The 25,092-nt window shown below is 60.5% G+C and carries 26 protein-coding genes, 1 tRNA gene and 1 pseudogene; 12 read left to right on the top strand and 16 right to left on the bottom strand.

Annotation, left to right across the window (positions count from 1 at the left end):
• Positions 1-242: 242 nt before the first annotated feature.
• Positions 243-482, bottom strand: coding sequence for a hypothetical protein (locus GKR99_18865; protein NKB29504.1), 240 nt, complete (start codon positions 480-482; stop codon positions 243-245).
• Between the two features lie 228 nt (positions 483-710).
• Here GKR99_18865 and GKR99_18860 point away from each other — a divergent pair, with 228 nt between their 5' ends.
• Both GKR99_18860 and GKR99_18855 read left to right on the top strand, forming a co-directional pair.
• Positions 711-1,010, top strand: coding sequence for a transposase (locus GKR99_18860; protein ID NKB29503.1), 300 nt, complete (start codon positions 711-713; stop codon positions 1,008-1,010).
• Between the two features lie 195 nt (positions 1,011-1,205).
• Positions 1,206-1,436, top strand: coding sequence for a hypothetical protein (locus GKR99_18855; GenBank protein ID NKB29502.1), 231 nt, complete (start codon positions 1,206-1,208; stop codon positions 1,434-1,436).
• Positions 1,437-1,540: 104 nt separating this feature from the next.
• Here the strand turns inward: GKR99_18855 and polA are convergent, their stop codons facing one another.
• The 5 genes from polA to GKR99_18830 all read right to left on the bottom strand — a co-directional run bounded on the left by polA (position 1,541) and on the right by GKR99_18830 (position 8,058).
• Positions 1,541-4,330: a DNA polymerase I gene (polA, locus tag GKR99_18850; protein ID NKB29501.1), complete on the bottom strand. Its 2,790-nt coding sequence runs from the start codon at positions 4,328-4,330 to the stop codon at positions 1,541-1,543.
• 68 nt (positions 4,331-4,398) lie between these two features.
• A complete protein-coding gene (locus GKR99_18845) occupies positions 4,399-5,616 on the bottom strand; it encodes an MFS transporter (GenBank protein NKB29500.1) in 1,218 nt (405 codons plus the stop codon).
• Positions 5,603-5,788, bottom strand: a complete 186-nt coding sequence (locus GKR99_18840; GenBank protein NKB29499.1) for a zinc-finger domain-containing protein — start codon at positions 5,786-5,788, stop codon at positions 5,603-5,605. The genes GKR99_18845 and GKR99_18840 overlap by 14 nt, the downstream gene beginning before the upstream one ends.
• A gap of 308 nt (positions 5,789-6,096) precedes the next feature.
• Positions 6,097-6,468 carry an HIT domain-containing protein gene (locus tag GKR99_18835; GenBank protein NKB29498.1) on the bottom strand — a complete coding sequence of 124 codons (372 nt, stop codon included), beginning with the start codon at positions 6,466-6,468 and terminating at the stop codon, positions 6,097-6,099.
• Between the two features lie 12 nt (positions 6,469-6,480).
• Positions 6,481-8,058 (bottom strand): glycosyl transferase, encoded by a 1,578-nt coding sequence (locus tag GKR99_18830; GenBank protein NKB29497.1) that lies wholly within the window; start codon positions 8,056-8,058, stop codon positions 6,481-6,483.
• 128 nt (positions 8,059-8,186) lie between these two features.
• On the opposite strand from GKR99_18830, the pseudogene GKR99_18825 reads away from it, so the two are divergent.
• A pseudogene (locus tag GKR99_18825) lies at positions 8,187-8,465 on the top strand (hypothetical protein).
• Positions 8,466-8,532: 67 nt separating this feature from the next.
• On the opposite strand, the gene GKR99_18820 reads toward GKR99_18825, so the two are convergent.
• Positions 8,533-9,903: a transposase gene (locus tag GKR99_18820; protein NKB29496.1), complete on the bottom strand. Its 1,371-nt coding sequence runs from the start codon at positions 9,901-9,903 to the stop codon at positions 8,533-8,535.
• Positions 9,904-10,657: 754 nt separating this feature from the next.
• Positions 10,658-10,747 (bottom strand) — tRNA-Ser (locus tag GKR99_18815).
• Between the two features lie 162 nt (positions 10,748-10,909).
• Here GKR99_18815 and GKR99_18810 point away from each other — a divergent pair.
• Positions 10,910-11,494: a DUF2585 family protein gene (locus GKR99_18810; protein ID NKB29495.1), complete on the top strand. Its 585-nt coding sequence runs from the start codon at positions 10,910-10,912 to the stop codon at positions 11,492-11,494.
• Positions 11,495-11,512: 18 nt separating this feature from the next.
• Here GKR99_18810 and GKR99_18805 read toward each other — a convergent pair whose 3' ends face one another.
• A complete protein-coding gene (locus GKR99_18805; protein ID NKB29494.1) occupies positions 11,513-12,232 on the bottom strand; it encodes an alanyl-tRNA editing protein in 720 nt (239 codons plus the stop codon).
• On the bottom strand, positions 12,229-13,269 hold the full coding sequence (locus GKR99_18800; protein NKB29493.1) for a cysteine synthase A: 1,041 nt from the start codon (positions 13,267-13,269) through the stop codon (positions 12,229-12,231). The genes GKR99_18805 and GKR99_18800 overlap by 4 nt, the downstream gene beginning before the upstream one ends.
• Before the next feature lie 273 nt (positions 13,270-13,542).
• On the opposite strand from GKR99_18800, the gene GKR99_18795 reads away from it, so the two are divergent.
• Positions 13,543-13,707 (top strand): hypothetical protein, encoded by a 165-nt coding sequence (locus GKR99_18795; GenBank protein NKB29492.1) that lies wholly within the window; start codon positions 13,543-13,545, stop codon positions 13,705-13,707.
• A 65-nt stretch (positions 13,708-13,772) separates the two neighbouring features.
• Here GKR99_18795 and GKR99_18790 read toward each other — a convergent pair whose 3' ends face one another.
• On the bottom strand, positions 13,773-13,994 hold the full coding sequence (locus GKR99_18790; GenBank protein NKB29491.1) for a hypothetical protein: 222 nt from the start codon (positions 13,992-13,994) through the stop codon (positions 13,773-13,775).
• 180 nt (positions 13,995-14,174) lie between these two features.
• On the opposite strand from GKR99_18790, the gene GKR99_18785 reads away from it, so the two are divergent.
• On the top strand, positions 14,175-14,378 hold the full coding sequence (locus GKR99_18785) for a hypothetical protein (GenBank protein NKB29490.1): 204 nt from the start codon (positions 14,175-14,177) through the stop codon (positions 14,376-14,378).
• Between the two features lie 158 nt (positions 14,379-14,536).
• Here the strand turns inward: GKR99_18785 and GKR99_18780 are convergent, their stop codons facing one another.
• A complete protein-coding gene (locus tag GKR99_18780; GenBank protein ID NKB29489.1) occupies positions 14,537-14,959 on the bottom strand; it encodes a nucleoside-diphosphate kinase in 423 nt (140 codons plus the stop codon).
• A gap of 159 nt (positions 14,960-15,118) precedes the next feature.
• Between GKR99_18780 and GKR99_18775 the strand changes: the two genes are divergently transcribed.
• The 5 genes from GKR99_18775 (at position 15,119) to GKR99_18755 (ending at position 20,052) form a co-directional block, all read left to right on the top strand.
• On the top strand, positions 15,119-16,339 hold the full coding sequence (locus tag GKR99_18775; protein ID NKB29488.1) for an MFS transporter: 1,221 nt from the start codon (positions 15,119-15,121) through the stop codon (positions 16,337-16,339).
• Positions 16,340-16,820: 481 nt separating this feature from the next.
• Positions 16,821-18,539 carry a methionine--tRNA ligase gene (locus GKR99_18770; protein NKB29487.1) on the top strand — a complete coding sequence of 573 codons (1,719 nt, stop codon included), beginning with the start codon at positions 16,821-16,823 and terminating at the stop codon, positions 18,537-18,539.
• Between the two features lie 129 nt (positions 18,540-18,668).
• Positions 18,669-18,926 carry a hypothetical protein gene (locus GKR99_18765; GenBank protein NKB29486.1) on the top strand — a complete coding sequence of 86 codons (258 nt, stop codon included), beginning with the start codon at positions 18,669-18,671 and terminating at the stop codon, positions 18,924-18,926.
• 36 nt (positions 18,927-18,962) lie between these two features.
• On the top strand, positions 18,963-19,544 hold the full coding sequence (locus GKR99_18760) for a hypothetical protein (protein ID NKB29485.1): 582 nt from the start codon (positions 18,963-18,965) through the stop codon (positions 19,542-19,544).
• Positions 19,545-19,647: 103 nt separating this feature from the next.
• Positions 19,648-20,052, top strand: coding sequence for a PAS domain S-box protein (locus GKR99_18755; protein NKB29484.1), 405 nt, complete (start codon positions 19,648-19,650; stop codon positions 20,050-20,052).
• Here GKR99_18755 and GKR99_18750 read toward each other — a convergent pair.
• Positions 20,024-20,982, bottom strand: a protein-coding gene (locus tag GKR99_18750; GenBank protein ID NKB29483.1) for an IS630 family transposase whose coding sequence is annotated in 2 segments (ribosomal slippage) — positions 20,024-20,638 and positions 20,641-20,982 — 957 coding nt in all. Because the reading frame shifts where the segments join, the coding sequence is not laid out codon by codon here. The genes GKR99_18755 and GKR99_18750 overlap by 29 nt on opposite strands.
• Positions 20,983-21,002: 20 nt before the next feature.
• Between GKR99_18750 and GKR99_18745 the strand changes: the two genes are divergently transcribed.
• Positions 21,003-22,274 (top strand): response regulator, encoded by a 1,272-nt coding sequence (locus tag GKR99_18745; protein ID NKB29482.1) that lies wholly within the window; start codon positions 21,003-21,005, stop codon positions 22,272-22,274.
• Positions 22,275-22,518: 244 nt separating this feature from the next.
• Here GKR99_18745 and GKR99_18740 read toward each other — a convergent pair whose 3' ends face one another.
• From GKR99_18740 to ugpC, 3 genes are read right to left on the bottom strand one after another with little or no spacing between them, the layout of a single operon-like run.
• Positions 22,519-23,442 carry a ribokinase gene (locus tag GKR99_18740; protein NKB29481.1) on the bottom strand — a complete coding sequence of 308 codons (924 nt, stop codon included), beginning with the start codon at positions 23,440-23,442 and terminating at the stop codon, positions 22,519-22,521.
• On the bottom strand, positions 23,435-23,887 hold the full coding sequence (locus GKR99_18735; GenBank protein ID NKB29480.1) for a ribose ABC transporter: 453 nt from the start codon (positions 23,885-23,887) through the stop codon (positions 23,435-23,437). The genes GKR99_18740 and GKR99_18735 overlap by 8 nt, the downstream gene beginning before the upstream one ends.
• Before the next feature lie 11 nt (positions 23,888-23,898).
• Positions 23,899-24,975, bottom strand: a complete 1,077-nt coding sequence (ugpC, locus tag GKR99_18730; GenBank protein NKB29479.1) for a sn-glycerol-3-phosphate ABC transporter ATP-binding protein UgpC — start codon at positions 24,973-24,975, stop codon at positions 23,899-23,901.
• Between the last annotated feature and the right edge of the window lie 117 nt (positions 24,976-25,092).

Here is a 25,092-nt window from a genome sequence, read left to right as displayed (position 1 = left end):
GGGCTTTGTCCGGCGTGACCGCCCTAGTTTCAACTTGCAGCTGATATCATAAGGGTCCGCAAACCTCGGACTTATACACGCGCAGCGAAAGTCCTGTGTGGATAGCTGCTGCAAAGCAAGACATTTTTGAAACTGATTTCGGCACTGGTCAGAAGCAGACGTGTGTCCGGCCTGTTTGCGCAGCGGTTGCTGCTGGCCTTGATGAGTTCCGCAACCCGAGTCCCAAACCGCTCTGCTGACAACTAGGTGTCCCTGACATTCGACGGGGTGTCTCGGTTGACGGGCTGACTGTGCTCCATCATTTCAATGGTCTTGCTATCTCGTGTGTTCTGTTCTCCTCGGCTTAGGCAGTGTGCGGTCTGCGGTATTCGTTCCCTGTTAGGACGGCCCAGCCTCAGCGCCGCGTTCGAAGTTTTCGATCGCTGTATGAGAGCTCGGACTGCGTGCGTAGTTTTGGCGCTCCCATGAAGAATTTGTCCCATAGTGCTTCCTTCTGATGGTCACAGATATGTAGACCACCACACACTGGGACTAAACACCCTAGATCGACTGTTGTAAGCTGCATTGGGTAGCTCCTCTAATAAGCAATCATTAACAACTGCAATATGGCGCATCGCGACGCCGGGTGGAGCAGGAGCTATCCACACCATCCGCTCTGGTGAGGCCAGAATCGTACCTTCAAGACCGCCCGAAAGAGCCCACGAACCTGCATCGTTTTGGCGGGCCTGCAGGGAGAAGAGAGCATCTCGGCGCTGTGTCGCCGCAAGGGTATCTCCGAGAGCCAGTATTACAGCTGGTCGAAGGAATTCCTGGATGTTGGCAAGCGGCGGTTGTCTGGCGATACGGCGGGTCAGGCGACTTCGCCCGAGGTGAAGGACCTGCGGGTGGAATCATCGGCTTATCGCCTTCTGAAGGGGGAGCCTTTGTCCACCATTGGTCCGAGGACAATGGCGAGCGATCTGGTCACTGCGCCTAAGCATGTTGTGATTAAAGCCGCCCCCTCTCATTGATTGCTTTGCAATCAACTGCCGGGCAGTGGACAACGGGTCCTGCTACATCTCGGGCGACCTGGTCGAATGTTTGAACGACTGGAATATGGATCATGTTCGCGGTGCTCCGTTCCACCCTCAAACTCAAGGCAGTTGAAGGGACCGTGGCCCCAGTGGGGCCGCGTAAGCCCGCACAACGAACCTTGGCATCAAGCCATGAAGAACCGCGTGCTGCTGGAATACCACTACCTACCCGGTGACCTCGAACGCCAGATCGGGGCCTTCGTCGATTACGACAACAACGAACGGGACCACGAGAGCCTGCGCAACGACACACCTGCCGACGTCTACTTCGGACGGGACAAAGCCATCCTCAGAGAATGGGAGAACATCAAAAAACTGGCAATCCGCCAGCGCCGCTTGCAACATCAAAAACAAGCCGCATAATCAATCACACAAACGAGCCAGAGCCTCCAATGCTCAAGCCACTCTGATACCCCGTTTCATATGACGACGGACAATTTTCTGCTGAGGGGAACTTCGCCTGCCCGTCAATGCGCCTCGGCCCAATTGGCCCCCTGCCCCGCATCCACGTCCAACTTCACCGACAGTTTCACCGCCGGGTCTGCGGCGCCTTCCATCACGTCACGGGCGACCTTGATCGTCTTGTCCACGTCACCCTCGGCCACATCAAACAGCAGTTCGTCGTGGACCTGCAGCAGCATCTTGGCGTCCAGCCCTTCGATCGCGTCGTCCATGCGGATCATCGCACGGCGGATCACATCCGCCGCCGTCCCCTGGATCGGGGCGTTGATCGCAGCGCGTTTGGCGAAGCCGGCGTGGGGGCCCTTGGCGTTGATCTCGGGCGTGTGGATCTTTCGGCCGAACAGGGTTTGGACGAAGCCCTCGCGCTTGGCGAATTCCACCGTATCGTCCATGTAGGTGCGGATGCCGGGGAAGCGTTCGAAATAGCGGTCGATGAAGCCCTGCGCCTGATCACGCGGGATGCGCAGGTTGCGCGCCAGCCCGAAGCCGGAAATGCCGTAAATTACGCCGAAGTTGATCGCCTTGGCCTGGCGGCGCACGTCGGGGGTCATGTCTTCCAGCGGAACATCGAACATCTCACTCGCCGTCATGGCGTGGATATCGACGCCGTCGGTGAATGCCTGTTTCAAGGCCGGGATTTCGGCGATATGGGCGAGGATGCGCAGTTCGATCTGGCTGTAATCCAGGCTGACCAGAACGCGGCCCTTGGGTGCGACAAATGCCTCGCGGATCCGTCGCCCCTCCTCCGTCCGCACTGGGATATTCTGCAGGTTCGGGTCTGTCGAGGCGAGGCGCCCGGTGCTTGCCCCGGCGATGGAATAGGACGTGTGGACGCGCCCCGTATCGGGATTAATGTGTTCCTGAAGCGCGTCGGTATAGGTCGATTTCAACTTGGACATCTGCCGCCAGTCGAGGACTTTTCCCGGCAGTTCATGTTCGGTCGCCAGATCCTCCAGCACCTGCGCGCCGGTGGCATAGGCGCCGGTTTTGCCCTTCTTGCCGCCGGGCAGTTCCATCTTGTCGAACAGAATCTCGCCTAACTGCTTGGGGGAACTGACGTTGAAGCTGCCCCCGGCGAGGTCATGTAATTCCGCCTCCAGCCCCGCCATTTTCTGCGCAAAGGCGTTGGACATCCGGGACAGCACATCGCGATCAACCTCGATCCCGTGCATCTCCATTTTGGCGAGCACGGGGATCAGCGGGCGTTCGAGGGTTTCGTAAACGGTGGTAACGCCGACTTTGTGCAATTCCGGCTTGAAGGCCTGCCACAGGCGCAGGGTCACATCGGCATCCTCGGCCGCGTAGGCGGTGGCCTTGTCGATCGGCACCCGGTCGAAAGTCACTTGCGATTTGCCGGTTCCGATCAGGTCCTTGATCGGCTGGGTTGCGTGGCCTAGGTAGCGCTCGCTCAGCAAATCCATACCGTGGTTATGTTCGCCGCCGTGCTGGGCGTAGGACAGCAGCATCGTGTCATCGACCGGGTTCATGGTGATGCCATAGCGCATCAACACCTTGGCGTCGTATTTCACGTTCTGGCCGATTTTCAGGATCGAGGGGTCTTCGAGGGCGGGCTTCAACGCCGTGATCGCGTCCTCCAAATCAATCTGCCCGTCTGCCAGATCGTCCGAGCCAAACAGGTCATCGGTGCCGGATGCGCGGTGGGTCAGCGGGATGTAACAGGCCTTGCCGGGTTCCGTAGACAGGCTGATCCCGACGAGGTCGCAAGTCATCTCATCCAGGCCCGTGGTTTCGGTGTCGATGGCGACGTGGCCCGTTTCATAGATCGCGTCGATCCATGTTTTCAGCGCGTCCATGTCGCGAACACACTCATAGGCGGACAGATCGAACGGCACCGCTTCGGGCGCGTCGGGGGCCTGCGGCACGGTGTCGGCGATCACCGGGCTGTCGACGCCCATGGAATCGGCGATCCGTTTGGTGATGGTGCGGAATTCCATCTCGGCCAGCCAGGGCAGCAGGACCTCGGGGTCCGGGTCCTTCACGTCCAGATCATCCAGCGAGACATCGTAGTCCATGTCGCAATCCAGCTGCACCAGCCGCTTGGACATCAGGATCTGCTCGCGGTTGTCGATCAGGCTTTCGCGGCGTTTGGGTTGCTTGATTTCCTCGGCGCGCTCCAGCAGCGTTTCCAGATCGCCGTATTCGTTGATCAACAATGCGGCGGTCTTGATCCCGATCCCCGGCGCGCCCGGAACGTTGTCGACCGAGTCGCCAGCCAGCGCCTGCACGTCCACCACGCGGTCCGGTCCGACGCCGAATTTCGCCTCGACCCCTTCAACCCCGATGCGGTTGTTCTTCATGGCGTCGAACATCTCGACCCCGCCGCCGACCAGCTGCATCAGGTCCTTGTCGGAGCTGATGATGGTCACACGCCCCCCAGCTTCGCGGGCGCGGCAGGCGAGGGTTGCGATAATGTCGTCCGCCTCGAACCCCTCCTCCTCAAGACAGGCGATGTTGAAGGCGCGGGTGGCCTCCCGCGTCAGGGGCATCTGCGGGCGCAACTCTTCCGGCATCGCATCGCGGTTCGCCTTGTAGAGGTCGTAGATATCGTTGCGAAACGTGTGGCTGCCCTTGTCGAAGACCACGGCGGCATGGGTCGGGGCGTCGGGACCCTTGTTATCCTCGATCATCTTGAACAGCATGTTGCAAAAGCCTGAAACCGCTCCGATTGGCAGCCCATCAGACTTGCGGGTCAGCGGCGGCAGGGCGTGAAAAGCGCGGAAGATGAAGGCCGACCCGTCAACCAGGCTGAGGTGATGTCCCTTGCCGAATGCCATATCTGTGCGCCCCCGTTTGGTTTCGTCGATTGATGCCACGATTGTACCGGCGCTGCCAGTGGGCGCGCCTAGCCCGCTGCCGTTTCCTGACGCGCCAGCGGGCCGGGTGTTTCGCGGATCGGCAGGTGGATCAGCGCCGCCGCCAGCCCAAGCGCCACAGCCGCCCACCACATCGGCGTGTAATCCTGGCTCAGATCATACATCCGCCCGCCCAGCCAGGCGCCGATAAAACTGCCGGTCTGGTGGCTGAAGAAGATCAGGCCAGCGAGGGTCGAGAGATACCGCAACCCCTGCGTCTGCGCGACCAGCCCGGTTGTAAGCGGCACGGTCGACAGCCACAGAACCCCCATGATGGCCGAGAAGATCAGCACGCTGCCCACCGACAACGGCGTCAGGATGAAAACGGCAATGACCGCGGCGCGCGAGAAATAGATCGCCGCCAGAAGCCGCTTCTTGGAGCGTCGTGTGCCCCACCAGCCCGACAGGAACGACCCTGCGATGTTGAACAGCCCGATCAGCGCCAGTGACCAGGCGCCGATGATCGGGGCCAGCCCTTCGTCGGCGATATCGGCAGGCAGATGGGTCTGGATGAAGGCGACGTGGAAGCCGCAAACGAAAAAGCCGATGAACAGCAGCACAAAGGCCCGGTCGGCAAAGGCCCCGCGCACCGCCGCCCCAAACCCGGCGCTGGCCCCCGTGGCTGTGGGGCGCGAGGCAGGGGCAATGAACACCAGCGGCGGCAGGATCAACAGAAAGCTGGCGGCAATCGCCAATATCGCCACCTGCCACCCCAGCCAGCCGATCAGCATGGTCGCGGCAGGAGCGGCGAAAAACATCCCAGTCGAGGCTGCGGCGGTCCCAAGGCCAAGGATGAAGCTGCGCCGTTCGGGCGGGACGATCTTGCCAAGCGCGATGATCACCACCGGGAAGGAACAAGCCCCGGTGCCGATCCCGGCGATTATGCCAGAGGCGACAAAGACCTGCGGGTCGATGACCGCGCCGCGCAACCAGAACTCCAACGCGGACACGATGGCTCCGAAAGCCAGAACCCGTGCGGTGCCGAACCGGTCCGCGACCATTCCGGCCACTGGCTGTGTGACGCCCCACAACAACGACTGTAGCGCCAGCGACAGGCCAAAAACCTCGCGCCCCCAGCCGAGTTCGGCGGACATCGGGCGCAGAAACACGCCGAAAGTGGCGGAAAAACCGAAACTGACGAAGGCGACGATGCAGCCTGCGGTAATGGCTGCGCGGGTGGCAAATGGCAGTGGCTCAGTGGCCGCCATCCTCGGCCTCACCCCCCAAGACAAAGCGCTTGTCGCAATAGCCGCATTCGACCCAGCCCAGGTCTTCGGGGATCACCAGCCAGACACGCGGATGGCCCAGCGCACCGCCACCGCCATCACAGGCGATACGCGAGGTTGCGACGACTTCGATTTCCGGGGCTTCGCGGGTCATGTCTGGCATCTTTCCGGGGTTGATAATGCAAGCGCCATGATAGCAAACACCCCGACATGGACAAGGCCCGATCCACGCGCCACCGCCGGTTCGGGGCGGGTCAAGGCGCGCGTCAGCGCCCGCGCGCATGCGCGGCTTGGCCTTGATGCGCCCCGAACCGGCAACAGCCTTGAACCGGCGCGTTGACGGGCAGTATTGCCCTTCAACCGCCTCTCAGCAGATGGGGACCAATTAACTGTGTGCCGTCTGTGGCGCGGGTTCAGGTCGCGACAGGCGCCAATGCAAAGAATGCGCCGCAGGCGCGCCGCTCAACTTGCTGGCGCCAGCATCCGCCCCAGACGCCGCCCGCCAAGCACGTGGACATGCAGATGCGGAACTTCCTGCACGCCGTTTTGCCCGGCGTTTGCGATCAGGCGATATCCGTCCGCCTCAACCCCCGTCAGGCGGCATACCTGGCCCACAGCACGTGTGAAGTCTGCAATCTCGGCGTCGCTGGCATTACTGGCGAAATGATCGAAACAGACATAGGGACCTTTTGGGATCACCAGCACATGCACAGGCGCCTGGGCCGAAATGTCTTCAAACGCCAGCGAGTGCTCGGTTTCCAGCACCGTGGTATTGGGAATCTCGCCGCGCAGGATTTTGGCGAAGATGTTCTGATCGTCGTAAGCATGGTCCATGGTCGGCCTTTCCTAATCGGCGAATAAGTGCGGAGTCTGGGCAATTCGTCGTGCCGTATCCTTGTCAATGGTCAAAAATGCGGCCAGGGCTGTGGTATTCGCGTGCAGGTCGCCGTGTTCTGCCATGCGAAAGACGCCAGCGAATTCCTGATCGTGCAGGGCTTCGCTTTCGTGGCGGATCTGTTCACGCAGCGCCGGGATCACCGCCTGAACCACATGCTCGGGCGTCTGATCCCCGGCCAGTCCGATCCGCCGCGCGTGACCCAGCAGATAATCGTCCGGGAAATCGCAGTTCAGCTCCAACAGGCGCGTCGCGCAGCGGTCCGAGAACAGATCGCGGAACACATCCAGATTGGCACTGTCCATACAGATCAGCAGGCGCGATGTGTCGAACCGGTCATAAAGCAAGCGGATCAAGGCGCGGCGATGGCGCGCACGCTTGGTCATCGTGGTTTCGATGCCGCCCAGTTCGGGCATCGCGGTTTGTTCTTCGTCAAACAGGTAATCGACGGTCGGGATACCGGTGTGGTTGCGCACAGCCTCGGCCAGGCGCTTGCCCACGTGCCACTTCTTGCAACTGACAATCATCAGTTCGCGGTCGCGCCCGAGCGAGCTTTCGACCTCCCAAAAGCGGCCCGAAAACCGCCGCCCGATCCGGCCCCGGCTGGTCATGAAACGGAACAGGTTGCGCCCCTCGCCCGAGATTTCGAACTGCACATCATGGGCAACATAAAGCGCACCCAGCTTGGCCTTGAGGTCCGATGCCTCGGGGCTGATCTTGCGCGCAAACAGGAAATCCTGGGCAAGCAACAGATCATAGTGATCGTTGTAGAATGTCACCGGCATCCCATAGTCCGAAAACATCAGGAACGTCAGACTGCGCGAGCGGATTTGCGCTTCGGGCACCAGATGGCGCACGAGGGTCTGAAAGAAGGTCTCATCTGGGATCCAGGTCGTGCGGAAAAAACGGATGACGTCGGGGCGGTCGCGGATGAACTCCAGGATCGCCTCGATCGTGGCCCGCCTGAGGCACCACCATTGCGACCCGATCATGATCTGAAGATCATCGGGATTCGCGCGCTGCAGCCCGAACCGTCGCTGTAGGTTCAGTGACTGATAGAATAACCACTTGCGCCCACGTTCGTTGAAATAATGGCGATAGATCAGCCGGTCTTCCTTCATGCCGGTCTTGATCCAGTCGCTGTCAAAAAAATCGAAGCTTTCGATATAGTCGACGTCATCAGCGTCCAGAACGCCGTGGGCATAGTCCGCCGTTTTGATCGGCATGCAATCGCCCGACAGCATGTAGAAATGGCTCGCGTCCGGGAAAGCCTCGACCGCGGCTTCCACCGCATTCAGCGAAGCGCGCACCAGGCTCCATTCGCCCCAGCCGCATTTTTCGCGTTTCTTTGCAAGCACGACGTCGGGAAAATCGGCAATCGCGGATGCAATCTCTTCGTGCATCGGGGTCGGCGCGTTCGCGTCAAAGTGAATGGCGACGCAATCGCCCCCGGCGGACAACCGCAAGGCCTGGGCGACAATTGCTTTGGGGTCCTTGTGGCAAAGCAAGATATAGGCAATTCTGGCCAAGCCTGGGCACCTTCGGTATCATTCAAGCCATTGGCTAGACTGATACCGCGAACGGGCATTGAAAAAACAGGATTTTATTGTTCTTTGTAAGAACAGCAGCGGCGACACGACTGCGAGGATACATTTCCATGGGATTTCCCGGCACTTGGATGACGCAAAGCGAAAGCGTGGTGTACCGCGTGGTGCCCAAATGCGCATGCTCGACCATCGGCCAGATCATGTATTATTCGGATCACGGCGCGTATTTCGACGGGGACATCCATGACGCCGATGGCGGCATGCACAAATGGGCCATTGAAGCCAGCCAGCCAAAGATCGAAGACATCGTGCGCAATTATCGCGCCTATGCGTTCACTTGCGTGCGCAATCCCTACACGCGGGTGCTCAGTTCGTTCTTTGACAAGATACTGTTGAAGAAGTCGATGTTTTGGTCGGCGCGTTGTTGAGCGAGAGGCGGCCGCGCGCCGTTTTCTTTCACGTTGGCACTGTTGCTGGCACCAACTTCGCCAGTTTCCGGAGGTTTTGAGCTGTTGCTGCGAGTTGGAACTGTTCGGTTGCGCCTTTGGGTCCTCGAAGCCGCATCATCTGCACGCCGATGTATCGTTTCAGGTGGGCAAAGAGCATTTCAACCTTCCGCCTTTGGATGAACGACGTCATGTAGGCATCTGTTTTTCGGATATCGCGAGCGACGTCTCGGGCGGCTTCGTGAACGGACCGCATAAGGCGTCTGCCGTCGTCCTTCGGACAGCATTGCGACTTCAGAGGGCATGCGTCGCAATCGTGCTTTGAGGCTCGGTATCTGATGAACCCGTCTTTGCTGCCATTGGGCTTTCGCGGTTTTGAGAAGTTCCGCCGATATGTTTGCAAGGCTTTGCCGGTCGGGCAAGTATAGCTGTCGGTCGCCGGGTCGTAGACAAAGTCTTCGCGTGAGAATGTGCCGTCAGTTCGTTTTGACTTATCCCAGACCGGAATGTGGGGTTCGATTTGACGTTCGTCCACAAGCCAGCCCAACATCTCGGCTGATCCGTAACCCGTATCACCCACAAGCTTGTCAGGTTTGATGCCAAACCGCTCATGTACACGATCGATCATCTCCCTTGCTGCCCGCGCCTCTGCAGGCCGGATCGGAGCCGTCGGCTCGACGTCCACGATGACTGCATTATCCAAATCGACCATATAGTTAGTGGAATAGGCAAAGTAGGCGGCTCCCCCGTCAGCCCCAGTCCAACGCGCTGCTGGATCAGCCGGTGAGATGTATTTGGGGACGACCTTGGTCGCAGCACCGAAGGCCACATCATCCAGCGTCTCGAGATATTCGTCGACGGCACGGGACGTCAGATCTGCTGGCAGTCCGTCTTTGCTTTCAACGCCGCGCGTCTGGTTTGCATTCGCGGGGATCAGACTGGCATCAACACCAAAGCTGTGGCCGCCAACCAGCCCCTCATCCATGCAGCGCTGCAAAACGACCTCGAACAAATGTCGGAACAAACCGCTCTCGCGGAAACGGCCATGCCGGTTCTTAGAGAATGTCGAATGGTCGGGCACTGGATCAGCCAAATCAAGCTTACAAAACCAACGATACGCCAGATTGACATGAACCTCTTCGCAAAGCCGTCGCTCGGAACGGATGCCCTGACAATAGCCCAACAACAGCATGCGGATCATCAGTTCAGGATCAATCGAAGGGCGGCCATTGGCACTGTAGTATGAAGCGAGCAAGGGGCGCACACCTGTCAGATCAAGGAAGCGATCAATTCCCCGGACGGGATGATCCTTCGGCACAAAACTCTCGATCGAGAACTCATAGAACAGCGCGCCTTGCGCAACTTGCCTTGGACCCATCATCGCCGAACCCTCCACCCTCAAAACAAGTGAATCAGAGCGTGCGCGGCCAATCAACGGACTTTTTCAACAGTATCTCCGCGATCCAGTCATCGGGTCACGCTACGATCTCGCAGGCGCAGCGAATGGCCGGTTCGGTGAAGCTGCACTGCGGCGTAGTCTGACACGATGAATGGCTGGTTCGGGCCGATTGTGTTGAAAAACTCCGTTTTAGGGCCTGAACGATGATTTTTCTTTCCATGCAGCCCGATCCTAAATTTTTGGCGCGGGGGTCGGCCCAAATCGCCTACATGCGCTCACGCGCAGCCATGCGCTGTCTCGTGGTCAAAGCTTTCCGACTATTTCGCTTCATAGGTTTTCGCAAGAAATCCGCGACGCTCTGATTTCGGAGTTTTTCAACACAATCCGCCGATTCACATCGCGTAATGAGGTCTGCCTAGCATAGATACCGCTTCCGAGGTCGGCTGCGAGCGCAGAGTACCTGATGCTGCGTTATAATAAAGCAGCCTTAAATCGTCATCAGCTGCTGGCACAGACGACGCAATCACACTAGTCTCCGCTCGGTCCTCAACCTACGGCCGGTGCAAAAAACCGAGATAAATATGAGCATAAACTGCAGGCCTGACAGGCCGAGAAACAAGAAGAAGCGTTTCGATTAAATTCCCATCGAATACTCAGACCAAGTTAGGGAATTGGTTAGGCAACGCTTCAGCAGTCTATTATTTATGCCATTATATCAATCCATTAGAAAAGATTGTGGCGGAGAGACAGGGATTCGAACCCTGGAGACGGTCTCCCGCCTACACACTTTCCAGGCGTGCGCCTTCGACCACTCGGCCACCTCTCCACGTGAGGTCGAGGTCATACCTGCCCGCCGGATAATTGCAAGCCCTGCCTGCGCAGGAAATGCGTCGACAGTGGATTGGTCGTGCGCCGGGCAGTTCCCGGCGGGGCTTGCAATTCCTGTCAGTTGGCGCGCTTTCTACATTCTGGGAACAGATGGGGACTGATGGTGACTCGGGCATTGGTGCTGGTTTGGGCGACGGCGGGCGCTGTGGTGATCGCGGCAACGCTGGCCTTTTGGGGCCAGCCGCTGATCTGCACCTGCGGGACAGTTAAGCTGTGGGTGCCGACGGTGTTTTCGGCCGGAAACAGCCAGCATATCGCCGACTGGTACACCTTGTCGCACATACTGCACGGGATGCTGATCGTGCTGGTCGGGCGCTGGATTGTGCCCGCCGCGCCCTTCGCCGCCCTGTTCGCCATCGCGCTGCTAACCGGCGTCGCGTGGGAGGTTGTCGAACACACCGAATGGGTTCTCGGCAAGTTTCGCGCCACGACAATCAACCAGGGCTATCACGGCGACTCGGTCCTCAATGCGACAGCAGACTACGTCTGGATGCTGGGCGGGTTCTTTCTGGCGCGCGCCTTGCCGATGCTTGGGATCGTCGCGGTCATCATCGCGTTTGAACTGGTCGCCGCATTTGTTGCCCGTGACAGCCTGGCGTTGACGACGCTGATGCTGCTTTATCCGGTCGAGGCGGTCGAGAGCTGGCAGCAGGCGATCAATCCGCTCAACACCGGCGGCGGATAAGGCCGCGAAACTCCGACGCTATTCCTCCAGATGGATGTATACGCGGCGGTTCTGGGCGCCTTTCTTTTCGATCTTGCCAAGGCGCAGCGGCCCAACCTCGCCCGTGCGGCGCACATGGGTGCCACCGCAGGGTTGCAGATCAACCTGGTCATCCGGCGTTCCGATCCGCACCAGCCGCACCCGGCCTGTGCCGCGCGGCGGGCTGACATTCATCGATTTCACCAGTCCGGGGTTCGCATCAAGTTCCGCATCCGTGATCCAGCTTTCGGTAACCTCCAGATCGCGGGCCACAAGATCGTTCAACGCAGCCTCCAGCGCGGGTTTGTCCTGGGGCGCATCGGGCATGTTGAAATCCAGACGCCCGCGCGGTTCGCTGCCCGACCCGCCTGTGACAGGAAGCGGGATCACGATGCTGAGCAGATGCAGGCCGGTATGCATCCGCATCAGCCGGTGACGGCGGTCCCAATCAAGAGTTTGCGTCACCTCGGCGCCGATGGGTGGCAGGGTCGCCCCCTCGGCCGGGACCAGAACAATCGCGCCCCCTTCCCCCTTTACGGCGACGGCCACGTCCAACGCCCCGCCGTCCCATTCCAGCCGTCCGCTGTCACCGGGCTGACCGCCGCTGGTGGCATAGAAGACCGAGGCATCGCAGATCACACCACCCTGGTCCGTGTGACCGGTGACCAGCGCCGTGGCGCTGCGCAGATAGGCGTCATCACGAAACGGCGGCGTGGTCATTCCGGGACCTCTTCAAACACCTGCGGCATGGGGCTGCCTTCTTCGGCCAGCCAGTGGGGCACAGGCAGGTTTTTGGCGCGCAGGAATTCCGGGTTGAACAGCTTGCTTTGATACCGAGTGCCAAAGTCGCACAGCACCGTCACAATGGTGTGCCCCGGCCCCATTTCGCGGGCCAATTCCAGCGCGCCGCCAATATTGATACCAGTCGAGCCACCCATGCACAGCCCTTCGTGCTGTAGCAGGTCAAAGACGATCGGCAGCGCCACCTCATCGGTGATCCGCCAACTGAAATCGGGCGTGAACCCCTCAAGGTTCGCCGTCACCCGCCCCTGCCCGATCCCTTCGGTGATCGACGTCCCTTCGGCCTTCAACGCGCCATCATGGTACAACCCATGCATGGCAGAACCTCCGGGGTCGGCCAGCGCGATCTTGACGCCCTTGGGCTGCAAGGCCGCCGCAACACCGGCAAGCGTGCCGCCCGAACCGATGGAACTGACGAAACCATCAACCTTGCCATCGGTCTGCGCCCAGATTTCCGGGCCCGTGCCTTCGACATGTGCCTGACGGTTGGCCACATTGTCGAACTGATTGGCCCAGATTGAGCCGTTCGGTTCAGTCTCGGCCAACTTTGCGGCCAGACGGGCCGAGTATTTCACATAATTATTCGGGTTCTTGTACGGAACTGCCGGAACCTGCACCAATTCAGCCCCGGCCAGGCGGATCATATCCTTCTTTTCCTGGCTCTGCGTTTCGGGAATCACGATCACCGTCCTGAACCCGAGCGAGGCCCCGACCAGCGCCAGCCCGATCCCGGTGTTGCCCGCCGTCCCTTCGACGATCGTGCCACCGGGGCGCAGATCACCGCGCGCGATGGCATCACGGATGATGAACAGCGCCGCGCGGTCCTTGACCGACTGACCGGGGTTCAAGAACTCGGCCTTCCCCAGGATTTCGCAGCCCGTTTCCTCGGACGCGGCGTTTAGGCGGATCAGGGGCGTGTTGCCAATGGCAGCCTCTAGGTCGGGATGAACAGCCATGGCAAATCTCCATTCGGGGTATGCCCGATACCTAGGGGGGGCCGCAGGTGAACTCAAGCGCCGCCAGCGCTGGGGACAATCATTAAAATTTGCGACAAATGGCCCCCGGATCGACACAATCGGAACCACGTGATGCCTTGGGCCGGTGCCAAGGTGATGACAAGGGAAGTGGACGCAAACTGAACCAATTGCGCCAATGACCCGACTTATGAGTATCGCCAGGGGCCGCACCCCCGCCAAGCCCCCGGCGCGTGAACTTTCGGAGCCGGACAAATGGACATCCTGCCGCCCCCTCGGACCAGCGAAACCACGCAAGACCAACGTGCTGCGTTGACCTTTGCCGCCGTGATCCGCGCCAATCGCGAACGCCGCGAAACCCCGCGCGCCCTGTTTGCGGACTGGGCCGATTGTGTTGAAAAACTCCGTTTTAGGGCCTGAACGATGATTTTTCTTTCCATGCAGCCCGATCCTAAATTTTTGGCGCGGGGGTCGGCCCAAATCGCCTACATGCGCTCACGCGCAGCCATGCGCTGTCTCGTGGTCAAAGCTTTCCGACTATTTCGCTTCATAGGTTTTCGCAAGAAATCCGCGACGCTCTGATTTCGGAGTTTTTCAACACAATCAGCCCATATCTGACGCTGGGTCGGTCGCGGTCTCGCCGATCCGCAACCTCGGGCCAGCGACGGAGGCTGTCTGGTTACGCCAGATCGCGCCCGGCTACACACCGCATGCTGCGGGCTGAATACATGCGCAGAACGCAGAAACCACGGACAAACCGCTGCGTAGCATAGAAGCAGACCTGGAAAGCTAGGGAGTGCCAAAAAGCAACACCTGAGAAGCAGAAATGAAACGGATTGCCGGCGTAAGGATTCCCTTAACGCCTGCGGGCAATTAAATGGGGCGCCATGTCAAAGACACACAGCCATCAAGCGGGACAACCTGCCTCTTTCGCCGATTTCCTGTCGTTGTGGGAAGATCTGCGCGACGATGACGCCGACAGGCCGCAATCCGAAACGGCCAAACCCGGTGGCCTGGCCGAAGCTGTGTCGACGCTGGGGCTGGGCTGGATCGGGGCCGCAATGTTGGCCGGAAAGACAAAGCAGCGGTAGCGGCCAAAAAACTGGCAGAGCGATCTCGGCCAATACTTGTTCGACGCGGGTACTTTCTGCACGGCCAAAGCCGCAATCCTTGCCACGTCTGAAAAGCTTCATCCCACGAAAAAAGGCCGCCCAATCAGGCGGCCCTTTTCACACGTTCCAGTGGCGGATTAACCGACCAGTTCAAGACCCGAAAAGAAGAATGCAATCTCCTCCGCGGCCGTCTCGGGCGCGTCCGACCCGTGGACCGAGTTTTCACCGACGCTTTCGGCAAACTCAGCACGCACCGTGCCCGGTGCTGCGTCGGCGGGGTTTGTCGCGCCCATGACTTCGCGGTTCTTGGCAATTGCGCCTTCACCTTCCAGCACCTGCACAACAACCGGGGCCGAGGCCATGAATTCGGTCAACTCACCAAAGAACGGGCGTTCGGCATGCACCACGTAAAACTGCCCGGCCTGCGCCTGGGTCAGATGAATGCGCTTTTGCGCGACGATGCGCAGCCCGGCGTCTTCGAACTTGGCGTTGATCTTGCCAGTCAGATTGCGCTTGGTCGCGTCAGGTTTGATGATCGAGAGTGTGCGTTCCTTAGCCATTGGCCTGCCCTTTTCATGACGATGCGGTGATTTCGCGGCGGGTTAGCATGGCCACCCGACAGTGGAAAGGCCCGATCCGGTGCGTGTCGTTTTTCCGATAGGCAAGATCGCTGCGCAGGCGTAGGTCTTGAGGGACTCACCACGCCCCAAGGTCGCCCCATGCGCCTGCTGATATCTTTCGCCGCCCTGTTCCTGTCCGTCGCCCTGCTGCAGCTGGGCACCGGCGGGGTCGGGCCGCTGGACGCGCTGTCGGGCATTCAGTTGGGGTTCACCACGGCCCAGGTTGGCCTGCTGGGCTCGGCCCATTTCCTGGGGTTCTTCATCGGCTGCTGGGCGGCCCCCCGGATGATGGGAACCGTCGGCCATTCGCGCAGTTTCGCCGCCTTTACCGCCGCCGGGACCATCGGCATCCTGGCCCATATGATGGTCGTCGGCCCGGTGGCCTGGACCGGTCTGCGGATCATGTCAGGCTTTTGCATCGCAGGATGCTTTACCATCGTCGAAAGCTGGCTTCAGGCCAAGGTCACGAATGAAACCTGCGGCCGCGCCATGGGGGTGTACCGTGCGGTGGATATTGGCGGATTGCTCGCCGCGCAGCTGATGATCGGCGTGCTGACCCCGGCCGCCTATGTCAGTTACAACTTGCTGGCGCTGGTCTGCTGCGCCGCCCTTGTGCCGCTGGTGCTGACCCGGGTCGCTGAACCGGCCACCCCGGACGCGCCGCGCCTGCGCCCGCAAGTCGCCTGGAAGAACTCTCCGCTGGCCGCAGCGGGCGTGATCGTTGCAGGGCTGACCACCGCCGCCTTCCGCATGGTTGGCCCGATCTACGGGGTCGAAGTCGGGCTGAGCGTCGAACGCATCGCCCTGTTCCTGGCCGCCTTCGTGGCGGGCGGCGCGGTGGCGCAATTTCCCGCCGGGTGGCTGGCCGACAAATATGATCGCCGCTGGGTGCTGATCTGGCTGTCAGCGGCCAGCATGGCGGCCTGTGGCCTGACGGTGGCGCTGGCCACGCATGGGGTTGCGGCGGTCATGCTCGGCTCGGCCATATTCGGGTTCATGACCTTCCCGATATATTCGGTCAGCGCCGCCCACGCCCATGATTTCGCCACCGATGATGAGCGGATCGAGCTGAGCGCTGCACTGATGTTCCTTTACGCTCTGGGTGCCATCGCCTCACCTTTCGGGGTGTCCTGGCTGATCGAGGCTTTCGGCCCGTCCGCCATGTTCGCATTCATCGCATTCGCCCACGGGGTGCTGATCATCTATGGCGTCGTCCGGATGCGGGCGCGGCCCAGCGGAGCGACGCGCAATCCCTATATCTATGTGCCGCGAACCTCGTTCTGGGTCGGGCGGTTGCTGCGTCGGGGGCGAGAGGACTAGCGGGATTTGGCGGATTGTGTTGAAAAACTCCGAAATCAGAGCGTCGCGGATTTCTTGCGAAAACCTATGAAGCGAAATAGTCGGAAAGCTTTGACCACGAGACAGCGCATGGCTGCGCGTGAGCGCATGTAGGCGATTTGGGCCGACCCCCGCGCCAAAAATTTAGGATCGGGCTGCATGGAAAGAAAAATCATCGTTCAGGCCCTAAAACGGAGTTTTTCAACACAATCGGCCTGGAGCGGACGTTTGATCCGCCCACTTCTTCGCCCGGAATCAAGCCCGTAAGGGCGCCGGGCGATCACCTGACCGTCCGGCGGGCAGGCGCTCGTCCGGCTTGTCGCTAGATCACCAACGTCCGCCGCCGGCCATTTGCAACAACGCGCAAATCATTCAGTCCCCCTCTGAGCGGTTTGGCCAATCCCCCTCTGGCCCTTCCCGGCCCCACTCGCTAAACCGGCGCGACACGACTTCGCAGGACATCATGGCACGCATCCTCATCACCTCGGCGATCCCTTACATCAACGGGATCAAGCACCTCGGCAATCTGGTAGGCAGCCAGCTTCCAGCGGATCTTTACGCCCGCTACAACCGCGCGCGCGGGAACGAGGTTCTGTTCCTCTGCGCGACGGATGAACACGGCACCCCGGCGGAACTGGCCGCCGCCGCCGCTGGCAAACCGGTGGCCGAATATTGCGCCGAGATGTGGCAGGTTCAGAAGGATATGTCAGACGGTTTCGCCCTGTCCTTCGACATGTTTGGCCGGTCCTCCAGCCCACAGAACCACGCCCTGACCCAGCATTTCGCCGGTCGGCTGGCAGATGCCGGGCTGATCGAGGAAGTGAACGAGAAGCAGGTATATTCCAACGCCGATGGCCGCTTCCTGCCGGACCGCTATATCGAGGGCACCTGCCCCAACTGCGGCTATGAACGCGCGCGCGGCGACCAATGCGAAAACTGCACCAAGCAGCTGGACCCGACCGACTTGATCGACGCCCGCAGCGCGATTTCGGGCAGTACCGATCTTGAGGTGCGCGACACCAAGCACCTGTTCCTGAAGCAAAGCCAGATGCGTGGGCAGCTGAACGAATGGATCACCTCAAAAGGCGACTGGCCGATCCTGACGACGTCGATCGCCAAGAAATGGCTGAACGACGGCGACGGGCTGCAGGACCGGGGCATTACCCGCGATCTGGACTGGGGGATCCCGGTCAAACGCGGGGACGCGGATTGGCCGGGGATGGAAGGTAAGGTCTTCTATGTCTGGTTCGACGCCCCCATCGAATATATCGCCAGCGCGAAGGAATGGACCGACGCCGCAGGCCGCCCCGATGCCGACTGGCAGCGCTGGTGGCGCACGGATATGGGCGCGGACGATGTTCGATATGTGCAATTCATGGGCAAGGATAATGTGCCGTTCCACACCCTCAGCTTTCCGGCCACGATCATGGGCTCGGGAGAGCCGTGGAAGCTGGTCGATTACATCAAATCCTTCAACTATCTGAACTACGACGGCGGCCAGTTCAGCACTTCGCAAGGACGCGGCGTGTTCATGGATCAAGCGCTGGAAATCCTGCCCGCCGATTACTGGCGTTGGTGGCTGCTGAGCCATGCGCCCGAATCCTCGGACAGCGAATTCACGTGGGAGGCATTTCAGCAAGACGTGAACAAAGACCTCGCCGACGTTCTGGGCAATTTCGTCAGCCGGATCACCAAGTTCACGCGGTCAAAATGGGGCGAAGCCATTCCAGAGGGTGGAGATTTCGGCCCCGAAGAAGACGCGCTGATCGACGCACTGACCACCCGCATCCGCGCCTATGAAGGCTTCATGGAGGCGATTGAGGTGCGCAAATCCGCCGCCGAGTTGCGCGCGATCTGGGTTCTTGGCAACGAATACCTGCAAACCGTCGCCCCCTGGACCGTGTTCAAGGCAGACCCCGACCGCGCCGCCGCCATCGCGCGCTTGTCGCTGAACCTGATCCCGCTTTATGCAACCCTCGCCGCGCCCTTTATTCCCGGTGCCGCCACCCGCATGCTTGAAGCGATGCACACAACCGGCGACACATGGCCCGACGATGTCGCCGCAGCGGTCACCGCCCTGCCCGCCGGACACGGCTTTACAGTGCCCGAGGTTCTGTTCGTGAAAGTTCAGGATGACGACGTCGCAGCCTGGGCCGAACGGTTTTCGGGCTCCAAATCCTGAAATTTGGTGCCTTCCCTGCATCAGACGCCGCTTAAACACGCATAATTGCCGGAAATCGCTGCATCCAAACTCGATTTTCGCCGCAATCGTCCTATCCTATGCGCCAACAGTCCAACCGGAGTATGTGTCATGATCAAGTTTGTTCCCATCGCCCTTCTGGCCTCGACCACGCTGCTTGCAGGCTGCGCGATTGATAAGCACAGTTTTGAAAGCCAGCCGGTCAAGGTGAAAACCGCCCAAGGTACGGTCACCTGTCAGCTTTACACGAAAGAGCGGGTTCTGTGGGACGAGGCGATTGACGTGCCCGCACATATGCCGATCAGCCGTGGCGATCAGATCTGTCGCGAAGAAGGCTATCGCTGGAAGAATGAGGGGGCGAGGCGCTAGTCCCGCCCCGGCCATGCAGCCCCGTACCGTCGTCGGATGAGCGGCAAGCGCCTGGATGACCGGCCCGAGGTCGAAGTCCGCTCGACCGAAGACTTGCGCATTTGGCTGAGCGACAATCACCACCGCAACAATGGCGTCTGGCTGGTGACCTATAAGAAGTCCGCCGGTCGGCACTACGTGTCGATCAACGATGTCATTGACGAGCTGCTGTGTTGCGGCTGGGTCGACAGTCAATCGCGCGGCAAGGATGCCGATCGCACGATGCACTGGATCGCCCCGCGAAACCCCAAGTCGAACTGGTCTGGCCCCAACAAGAAGAAGATCGCCGCGCTTGAAGCTGCGGGCCGGATGACACACGCAGGCCGCGCGTTGGTAAATGCTGCCAAGGCAAATAGATGTTGGACCGCGCTGGACGCCGTCGAACGTCTGGAGGTGCCCGAAGATCTGGCCATTGCCTTTGACAGATACCCGGATGCCGCAGCCAACTGGCAGGGCTTCAACCGGTCGACAAAGCGCGCGACGCTGGAATGGATCGTGACCGCCAAACTCCCCGACACCCGCGCCCGCCGCATCGCCCTTGCAGCGCAGAGCGCGGCACAGAACCTGCCCCCGCGTTGATCGGTTAGGCAATTTTTAACCAAAACCACGCACCCTGTCCGAACACCGAACACCGGACCGTCACGCGCTTGGCGAATGGTCCGGATCGGCAGGGGATCCGGCCATGCACAGGGAACTGATTGAATTCTGGAAAACGGCCCCGGATGATCCGTTTGCGGTGCTTTTTGAGCACGCCCCGGTCCTGATGCATTCCATTGATTCTTCTGGAAAACTCATTCAGGTCAGCCGCTTCTGGGCCGATCTGCTGGGCTATGATCGCGACGAAATGATAGGTCGCCCCTCAACCGATTTCCTCAGCCCGGACTCGCAAATCAAAGCGCGCGAGCGGATTTTGCCGGAATATCTTCGCAAGGGGAAAATCCACGATGTCGAGTATGATTTCATCGCCAAATCGGGCGAACCGATTGCGGTAAGGCTGTCGGCGACAACCGTGCTGGATGACGACGGTAACGTACAGCGCTCGCTAAAGCGTTTCGACATTAACCTGAGACATATCCGGCGGCCTTAAAGTAGTTCCAGCATTCTACTGGGTCGTAGAGATCGCAGATTGCTCCGATTGCTTCGAAGACCTGGGTAAAGGACCTGGCCCCGATCCGTCGCAAATGGGCTTTCAGTTTAGAGAAGGCCTGCTCGATGGGATTCAGGTCGGGCGAGTACGGTGGCAGGTAAAGGAACCAGCAGCCGTGATTGCGTAAAGCCTGCGTCGCCTCCTTATTCCGGTGGGTTGCCAGGTTGTCGAGAATGACGACAGTGCCGGGGTTGATCTCGGGGACCAGCACTTCGCGGATGTAGGCCGCGAAGGCGGGGCCATCTATCGCTCCCTTGATGACCCAAGGTGCGATCAGCGCGCCTTGGGTCAGGCCCGCGATCAAGGTTTGGGTTCCCCAGCTTCCGAAGGGCGCATCCATCGTCAGGCGCTTACCGCGCTTGGCTCTGCCGCGTAGGCGCGTGAGGTTTGTCTTCACTGCGGTTTCGTCAATAAAGACAACGCGCTCAGGAAAGGTCGCAATGGCTGGCGAGCGGTATCTGAACCAGTCGGCCCGTTGCTGCCTTACCTTGGCGCGGCGGCGCTCGGTTGCGACCAGCGACTTTTTTTGTACGTGAAGCCGAGCCGGGACAGAAGGTTGGCGATGGAGGAGTGATGCACCCGCACACCCTCTGCATCGGCCAGCGCATTACGCAACTCAAAGAGCGTGATGTCAGGGTCTTGTGCGATCAACTCCTCAAAGAATTCCCGATGCGGAGCCAGCTTTCCCTTGCCGCGCGGCGGTCCCTGCCGGGCAGGTTCCGCATGACCCTTCATCCTCACCTGACGCGCCCACCGCGCGCCTGTGGCAGGCGACAGCTTCAACCGCAACGCCGCCGCGCGCCCGCTCAACCCTTCTTCAATGTATCTCTGAAACCGTATCCGAAGCGCAGATGGCAAAGGTGCTGACATGATCCATCCTCCCAAACAGGATGAATCACAGATCAGGTCTCAAGGGAATCCCTCGCGATTCAGGTTCAAGCCGAAACGCTTTAGCGATTCTGTTCGACAACCGTGACGCCAAAGCGGCCGAAGCTGCGCTGAAGGCCAAAGCGGCAGAGGCTGAGGCTGCCAACCGCGCGAAATCACGATTCCTGGCCGCGATGAGCCATGAGATTCGCACTCCCCTGAATGCCATTATGGGCTTTAGCGAGCTTTTGAAAATGTCGGCCACGGATGCCAAGACCACGTCCCATGCCGACGCGATCCTGACAGCCGGGGGCGCGCTGATGACGCTGCTCACCGATCTTCTGGATCTTACGCAGCCGGATACTCAGTTGGCAAAATACGCCCCAACCCAGGTAAACCTGCACGACATTCTGACGGAAACGGCGCAATGGTGGCAGCGTGAAGCCGAAAAAAAGGGGCTGGCGCTGGTGCTTGCCATCGACCCGAATGTCCCCGCGAAAGCCGCCGTAGATGGTGCGCGGTTGCAGAAAATCCTCAACAACCTGCTGGGCAACGCCGTGAAATTCACCAGCATCGGTCAGGTCGGTCTGACCGCAACCAGCGAACCGACCGATGGCACGACAACATTCACAATCACCGACACCGGCCCCGGCATCGCGGCGGACGCGCTGACCAGCATGACGCAATCCTTTGACGACGCCGGGAAAGAGTTTGCCAAGCAACATGGCGGGATTGGTCTGGGCCTGTCCGTCTGTCAAAACCTCGTGCATCAGTTGGGCGGGACGCTGCACCTGCAAAACCATGCCGATGGCGGGTGCAAGGCGCAGGTATGTATACTGCTGGCGCCCGGCGACGACGCCGAACCGGTGGCCAATCCGACACCCCGGACACCGCGACATCCGCTAAACAAACGAATTCTGGTGGCCGAGGATAACCCCCTCAATCAAGAGCTGATGAAGACTCTGCTGGAAGACATCGGATGCCAGGTCACGCTGGCCGGTGACGGGGTCGAGGCTGTCGAACTTGCAGGGCAAGGCGGCTATGACGCGATCCTGATGGATATCACGATGCCGCAACTGGACGGCGTCGCAGCCGCCGAACTGATTCAAAGCCTGCCCGCGCCCCTGTCCGACGTTCCCATCGTCGCCTGCACCGCCCATGTCGACGAACAATCCCAGGCGCGTTATCGGCGCGCTGGAATGGCCGGTTTCCTACCTAAACCGGTGCGCGTCGAAGACATCGCCGCCTTGTTGGGCGACGTGACCGATCAGCAATCCCAGGCAATGACAAACTGAACGTTGAAGACCCTCCCTGGCGCTGGGGACGCTCAATGTTGGGTCGAAATCGGCGTACCTGTCCGCAATGCCCCCGAAGCATCGGAATAGTTGGGCTTTCGAAAGCTGCTTATGCAACCGACATCACCGGCACGCGCGCAATGGCGGCAGAGCGTCCCAAGGAAGGCATCCGGCAACTTGCTCGCCCCCAATCACCGCCGCGCATTACCTTTGGTGGCGGGTCGCGGTATATTACCGAATGGCTTCACGATTTCGCCAGCAACGCCTCAACCTCGGCGCGCGAAGGCATGGAAGGTGCGGTTCCCGGGCGCGTGACCGAGATTGCCGCCGTGGCGTTGCCAAAGCGCACCGCCGCCAACGGATCCATCCCACCGGCCAGCGCGGCAGCAAAGCCGCCGTTGAACGCATCCCCCGCGCCGGTCGTCTCGACCACTGGACCGGCAGACAGCGCCGGAACATGCTGCGCGACGGAGCCGTCATCAAACCAGACCCCGTTTTCGCCAAGCGTGATGATCGCAGCGCCGACGCCGCGCGCCAGCAGCGCCTTGGCGGCCCCTTGTGCGTCGGCCACCGATTCAACGGCGACGCCGGTGATGCCTTCGGCCTCGGTCTCGTTCGGGGTGACATAATCGCAAAGTGCCAGCATCCCGTCTGGCAAATCGGCCGCCGGTGCCGGGTTCAGAATCGTGGTCGCCCCGCCTGCGCGCGCCTGCTCCAGCCCGCGCATCGCCGCATCCATCGGCTGTTCCAACTGGGTCATGAAGACCGCCGCGCCGCCGATCAATTCGCCACAGGCGTCAATATCCGCCGCCGATATCGTACGGGCAACGCCTGAACAAACGATGATCGCGTTGTTGCCTGTCGCCTCCTCCACGAAAATATAGGCGGCACCGGTATAGCTGTCGGCATGCTGGCTGACCTCGGGGATCACACCGGCCTCTTTCCAGATGTCCAACGCCATATCTGCAAAGGCGTCCTTGCCCAGCTTGGTCAGGAAATGCGTTGCCGCCCCGGCGCGCGCGGCTGCGACCGCCTGGTTCGAGCCTTTCCCGCCTGGTCCGAGCGCGAAGGAGTTGCCCAGGATCGTTTCGCCAATCACCGGCGCCCGGTCGGCGCGATAGGTGGTATCCGCGACAAAAACGCCCAGGATGACGACCGCGTCACGCATCGGGGGCCACCACACCCTTGCGCAGCATGATGCAGCCATAAAACCGCCGCTCACCCGTCTGGATCACGGCATACGCGTCGCGCGCCATGTCATAAAATGCGAACCGTTCGATCCCCACCATCGCACGCTCGGCCCCCTCGGCGGCGTTGATCGCGGTCTGAACTTCGGCCTGCACGGGCGGGACTGCGGCGGCGTCATCGACGATTTCCATACGTCCGGCGAAATCATCGACGAACGTGTCCAGCGGAAAGACCGACAGCACGGCTTCCGCCGCTTCGGCCACGGTTAGGTTGTCCATACGCTGCAGTTCACCCAGAACCGTTTCGCGGGCAATTGAATCACTGGGGAAGTTCGTATCCGCCAGGATCAGCACATCCCCATGCCCCATCGCGCGCAGCGCATACAGAACCTCGGCGTTCAGCCTGGGGTCAATTCCCTTCAACATCGCAATCTCCTTCAGGTCAGGCGAGCGCCGGTTTTGGCATCAAACACATAGGCGTGGCCATCCAGCGGGCGCAGGTGGATCGTATCCCCGGCGGCAAAACTGTGGCGCTCACGGAACACCGCCGTCACCTCGGCCGAGATCGCGCCGCCGCCGCCCATCCGGCTAACCACATGAGTTTCCGAGCCCGTCGGCTCAACAACCGCAACCGTTACCGGCACACCGTCGTCGGACAGCTCCAGATGTTCAGGGCGCACGCCGAACATTACCGCCCGCCCGTCGGTCAGATCCTCGTGATCCGGCACCGGCAGGCGCGTCGGACCAACATCGACGAAAACGCCGCCATCGCGGCTGATGCGACCTTCAAGAAAATTCATCGACGGTGACCCGATGAAACTGGCCACGAATTGGTTCTCGGGCCGGTCATAAAGGTCCAGCGGGCTGCCGATCTGTTCGATATGCCCGTCGCGCATAACGACGATCTTGTCGGCCATCGTCATCGCTTCGATCTGGTCGTGGGTGACATAGACCGTCGTTGTGGACAGGCGCTGATGCAACTCCCGGATCTCTGTGCGCATCTGAACCCGCAGCTTGGCGTCGAGGTTCGACAGAGGTTCGTCAAACAGGAACACTTGCGGATCGCGCACGATGGCCCGCCCCATTGCAACCCGCTGACGCTGACCACCGGACAGGGCGCGCGGATAGCGGCCCAGATACGGCTTCAGCCACAGGATATCGGCGGCGCGCGCCACCCGATCCTCAATCTCGGATTTCGCCATGCGCCGCATCCTCAGCGCGAAGGCCATGTTCGCGGCGACGGTCTTGTGCGGGTACAGCGCGTAATTCTGGAACACCATGGCAATGTCACGCTGGCTTGGCGGCAGGTTATTGACCACATTGTCGGCAATCCGGATCGTCCCCGATGTCACAGCCTCCAGCCCCGCGATCATCCGCAGCAGGGTGGATTTTCCACAGCCCGAAGGCCCGACCAGCACCACGAATTCACCATCCGCAATATCAACATCGACGCCGTGAATAACCTCGGTCGTGTCATAGGATTTTCGCAGGTTTCGGATTGTAACTTCGGCCATCTTTCCCCCAATTGACCGCCAGGCGGCATAGTTTCCCCAAGTGGTAACGCGGGGTAAGGCGGCTGTCCACGCTCGGCGTGAAATTGCCGGGGATCAATGCCGCCCTTGGAATGTTAC

This window comes from Paracoccaceae bacterium (assembly GCA_012103375.1).
GTDB lineage: Bacteria > Pseudomonadota > Alphaproteobacteria > Rhodobacterales > Rhodobacteraceae > WLWX01.
Note: the sequence above shows the minus strand (reverse complement) of the source record. Positions and strands in the feature narration are given on the sequence as shown.

Coding starts and splice junctions, on each gene's coding strand:
- GKR99_18835 (NKB29498.1), bottom strand. CDS start 6,468: ATGGACCATGCTTACGACGATCAGAACATCTTCGCCAAAATCCTGCGC.
- GKR99_18780 (NKB29489.1), bottom strand. CDS start 14,959: ATGGCTAAGGAACGCACACTCTCGATCATCAAACCTGACGCGACCAAG.
- ugpC (NKB29479.1), bottom strand. CDS start 24,975: ATGGCCGAAGTTACAATCCGAAACCTGCGAAAATCCTATGACACGACC.
- GKR99_18805 (NKB29494.1), bottom strand. CDS start 12,232: ATGACCACGCCGCCGTTTCGTGATGACGCCTATCTGCGCAGCGCCACG.
- GKR99_18765 (NKB29486.1), top strand. CDS start 18,669: ATGATCAAGTTTGTTCCCATCGCCCTTCTGGCCTCGACCACGCTGCTT.
- GKR99_18755 (NKB29484.1), top strand. CDS start 19,648: ATGCACAGGGAACTGATTGAATTCTGGAAAACGGCCCCGGATGATCCG.
- GKR99_18820 (NKB29496.1), bottom strand. CDS start 9,903: ATGATGGGTCCAAGGCAAGTTGCGCAAGGCGCGCTGTTCTATGAGTTC.
- polA (NKB29501.1), bottom strand. CDS start 4,330: ATGGCATTCGGCAAGGGACATCACCTCAGCCTGGTTGACGGGTCGGCC.
- GKR99_18770 (NKB29487.1), top strand. CDS start 16,821: ATGGCACGCATCCTCATCACCTCGGCGATCCCTTACATCAACGGGATC.
- GKR99_18810 (NKB29495.1), top strand. CDS start 10,910: ATGGTGACTCGGGCATTGGTGCTGGTTTGGGCGACGGCGGGCGCTGTG.
- GKR99_18740 (NKB29481.1), bottom strand. CDS start 23,442: ATGCGTGACGCGGTCGTCATCCTGGGCGTTTTTGTCGCGGATACCACC.
- GKR99_18785 (NKB29490.1), top strand. CDS start 14,175: ATGTCAAAGACACACAGCCATCAAGCGGGACAACCTGCCTCTTTCGCC.
- GKR99_18735 (NKB29480.1), bottom strand. CDS start 23,887: ATGTTGAAGGGAATTGACCCCAGGCTGAACGCCGAGGTTCTGTATGCG.
- GKR99_18840 (NKB29499.1), bottom strand. CDS start 5,788: ATGACCCGCGAAGCCCCGGAAATCGAAGTCGTCGCAACCTCGCGTATC.
- GKR99_18795 (NKB29492.1), top strand. CDS start 13,543: ATGGACATCCTGCCGCCCCCTCGGACCAGCGAAACCACGCAAGACCAA.
- GKR99_18845 (NKB29500.1), bottom strand. CDS start 5,616: ATGGCGGCCACTGAGCCACTGCCATTTGCCACCCGCGCAGCCATTACC.
- GKR99_18775 (NKB29488.1), top strand. CDS start 15,119: ATGCGCCTGCTGATATCTTTCGCCGCCCTGTTCCTGTCCGTCGCCCTG.
- GKR99_18855 (NKB29502.1), top strand. CDS start 1,206: ATGAAGAACCGCGTGCTGCTGGAATACCACTACCTACCCGGTGACCTC.
- GKR99_18865 (NKB29504.1), bottom strand. CDS start 482: ATGGGACAAATTCTTCATGGGAGCGCCAAAACTACGCACGCAGTCCGA.
- GKR99_18760 (NKB29485.1), top strand. CDS start 18,963: ATGAGCGGCAAGCGCCTGGATGACCGGCCCGAGGTCGAAGTCCGCTCG.
- GKR99_18745 (NKB29482.1), top strand. CDS start 21,003: ATGAATCACAGATCAGGTCTCAAGGGAATCCCTCGCGATTCAGGTTCA.
- GKR99_18800 (NKB29493.1), bottom strand. CDS start 13,269: ATGGCTGTTCATCCCGACCTAGAGGCTGCCATTGGCAACACGCCCCTG.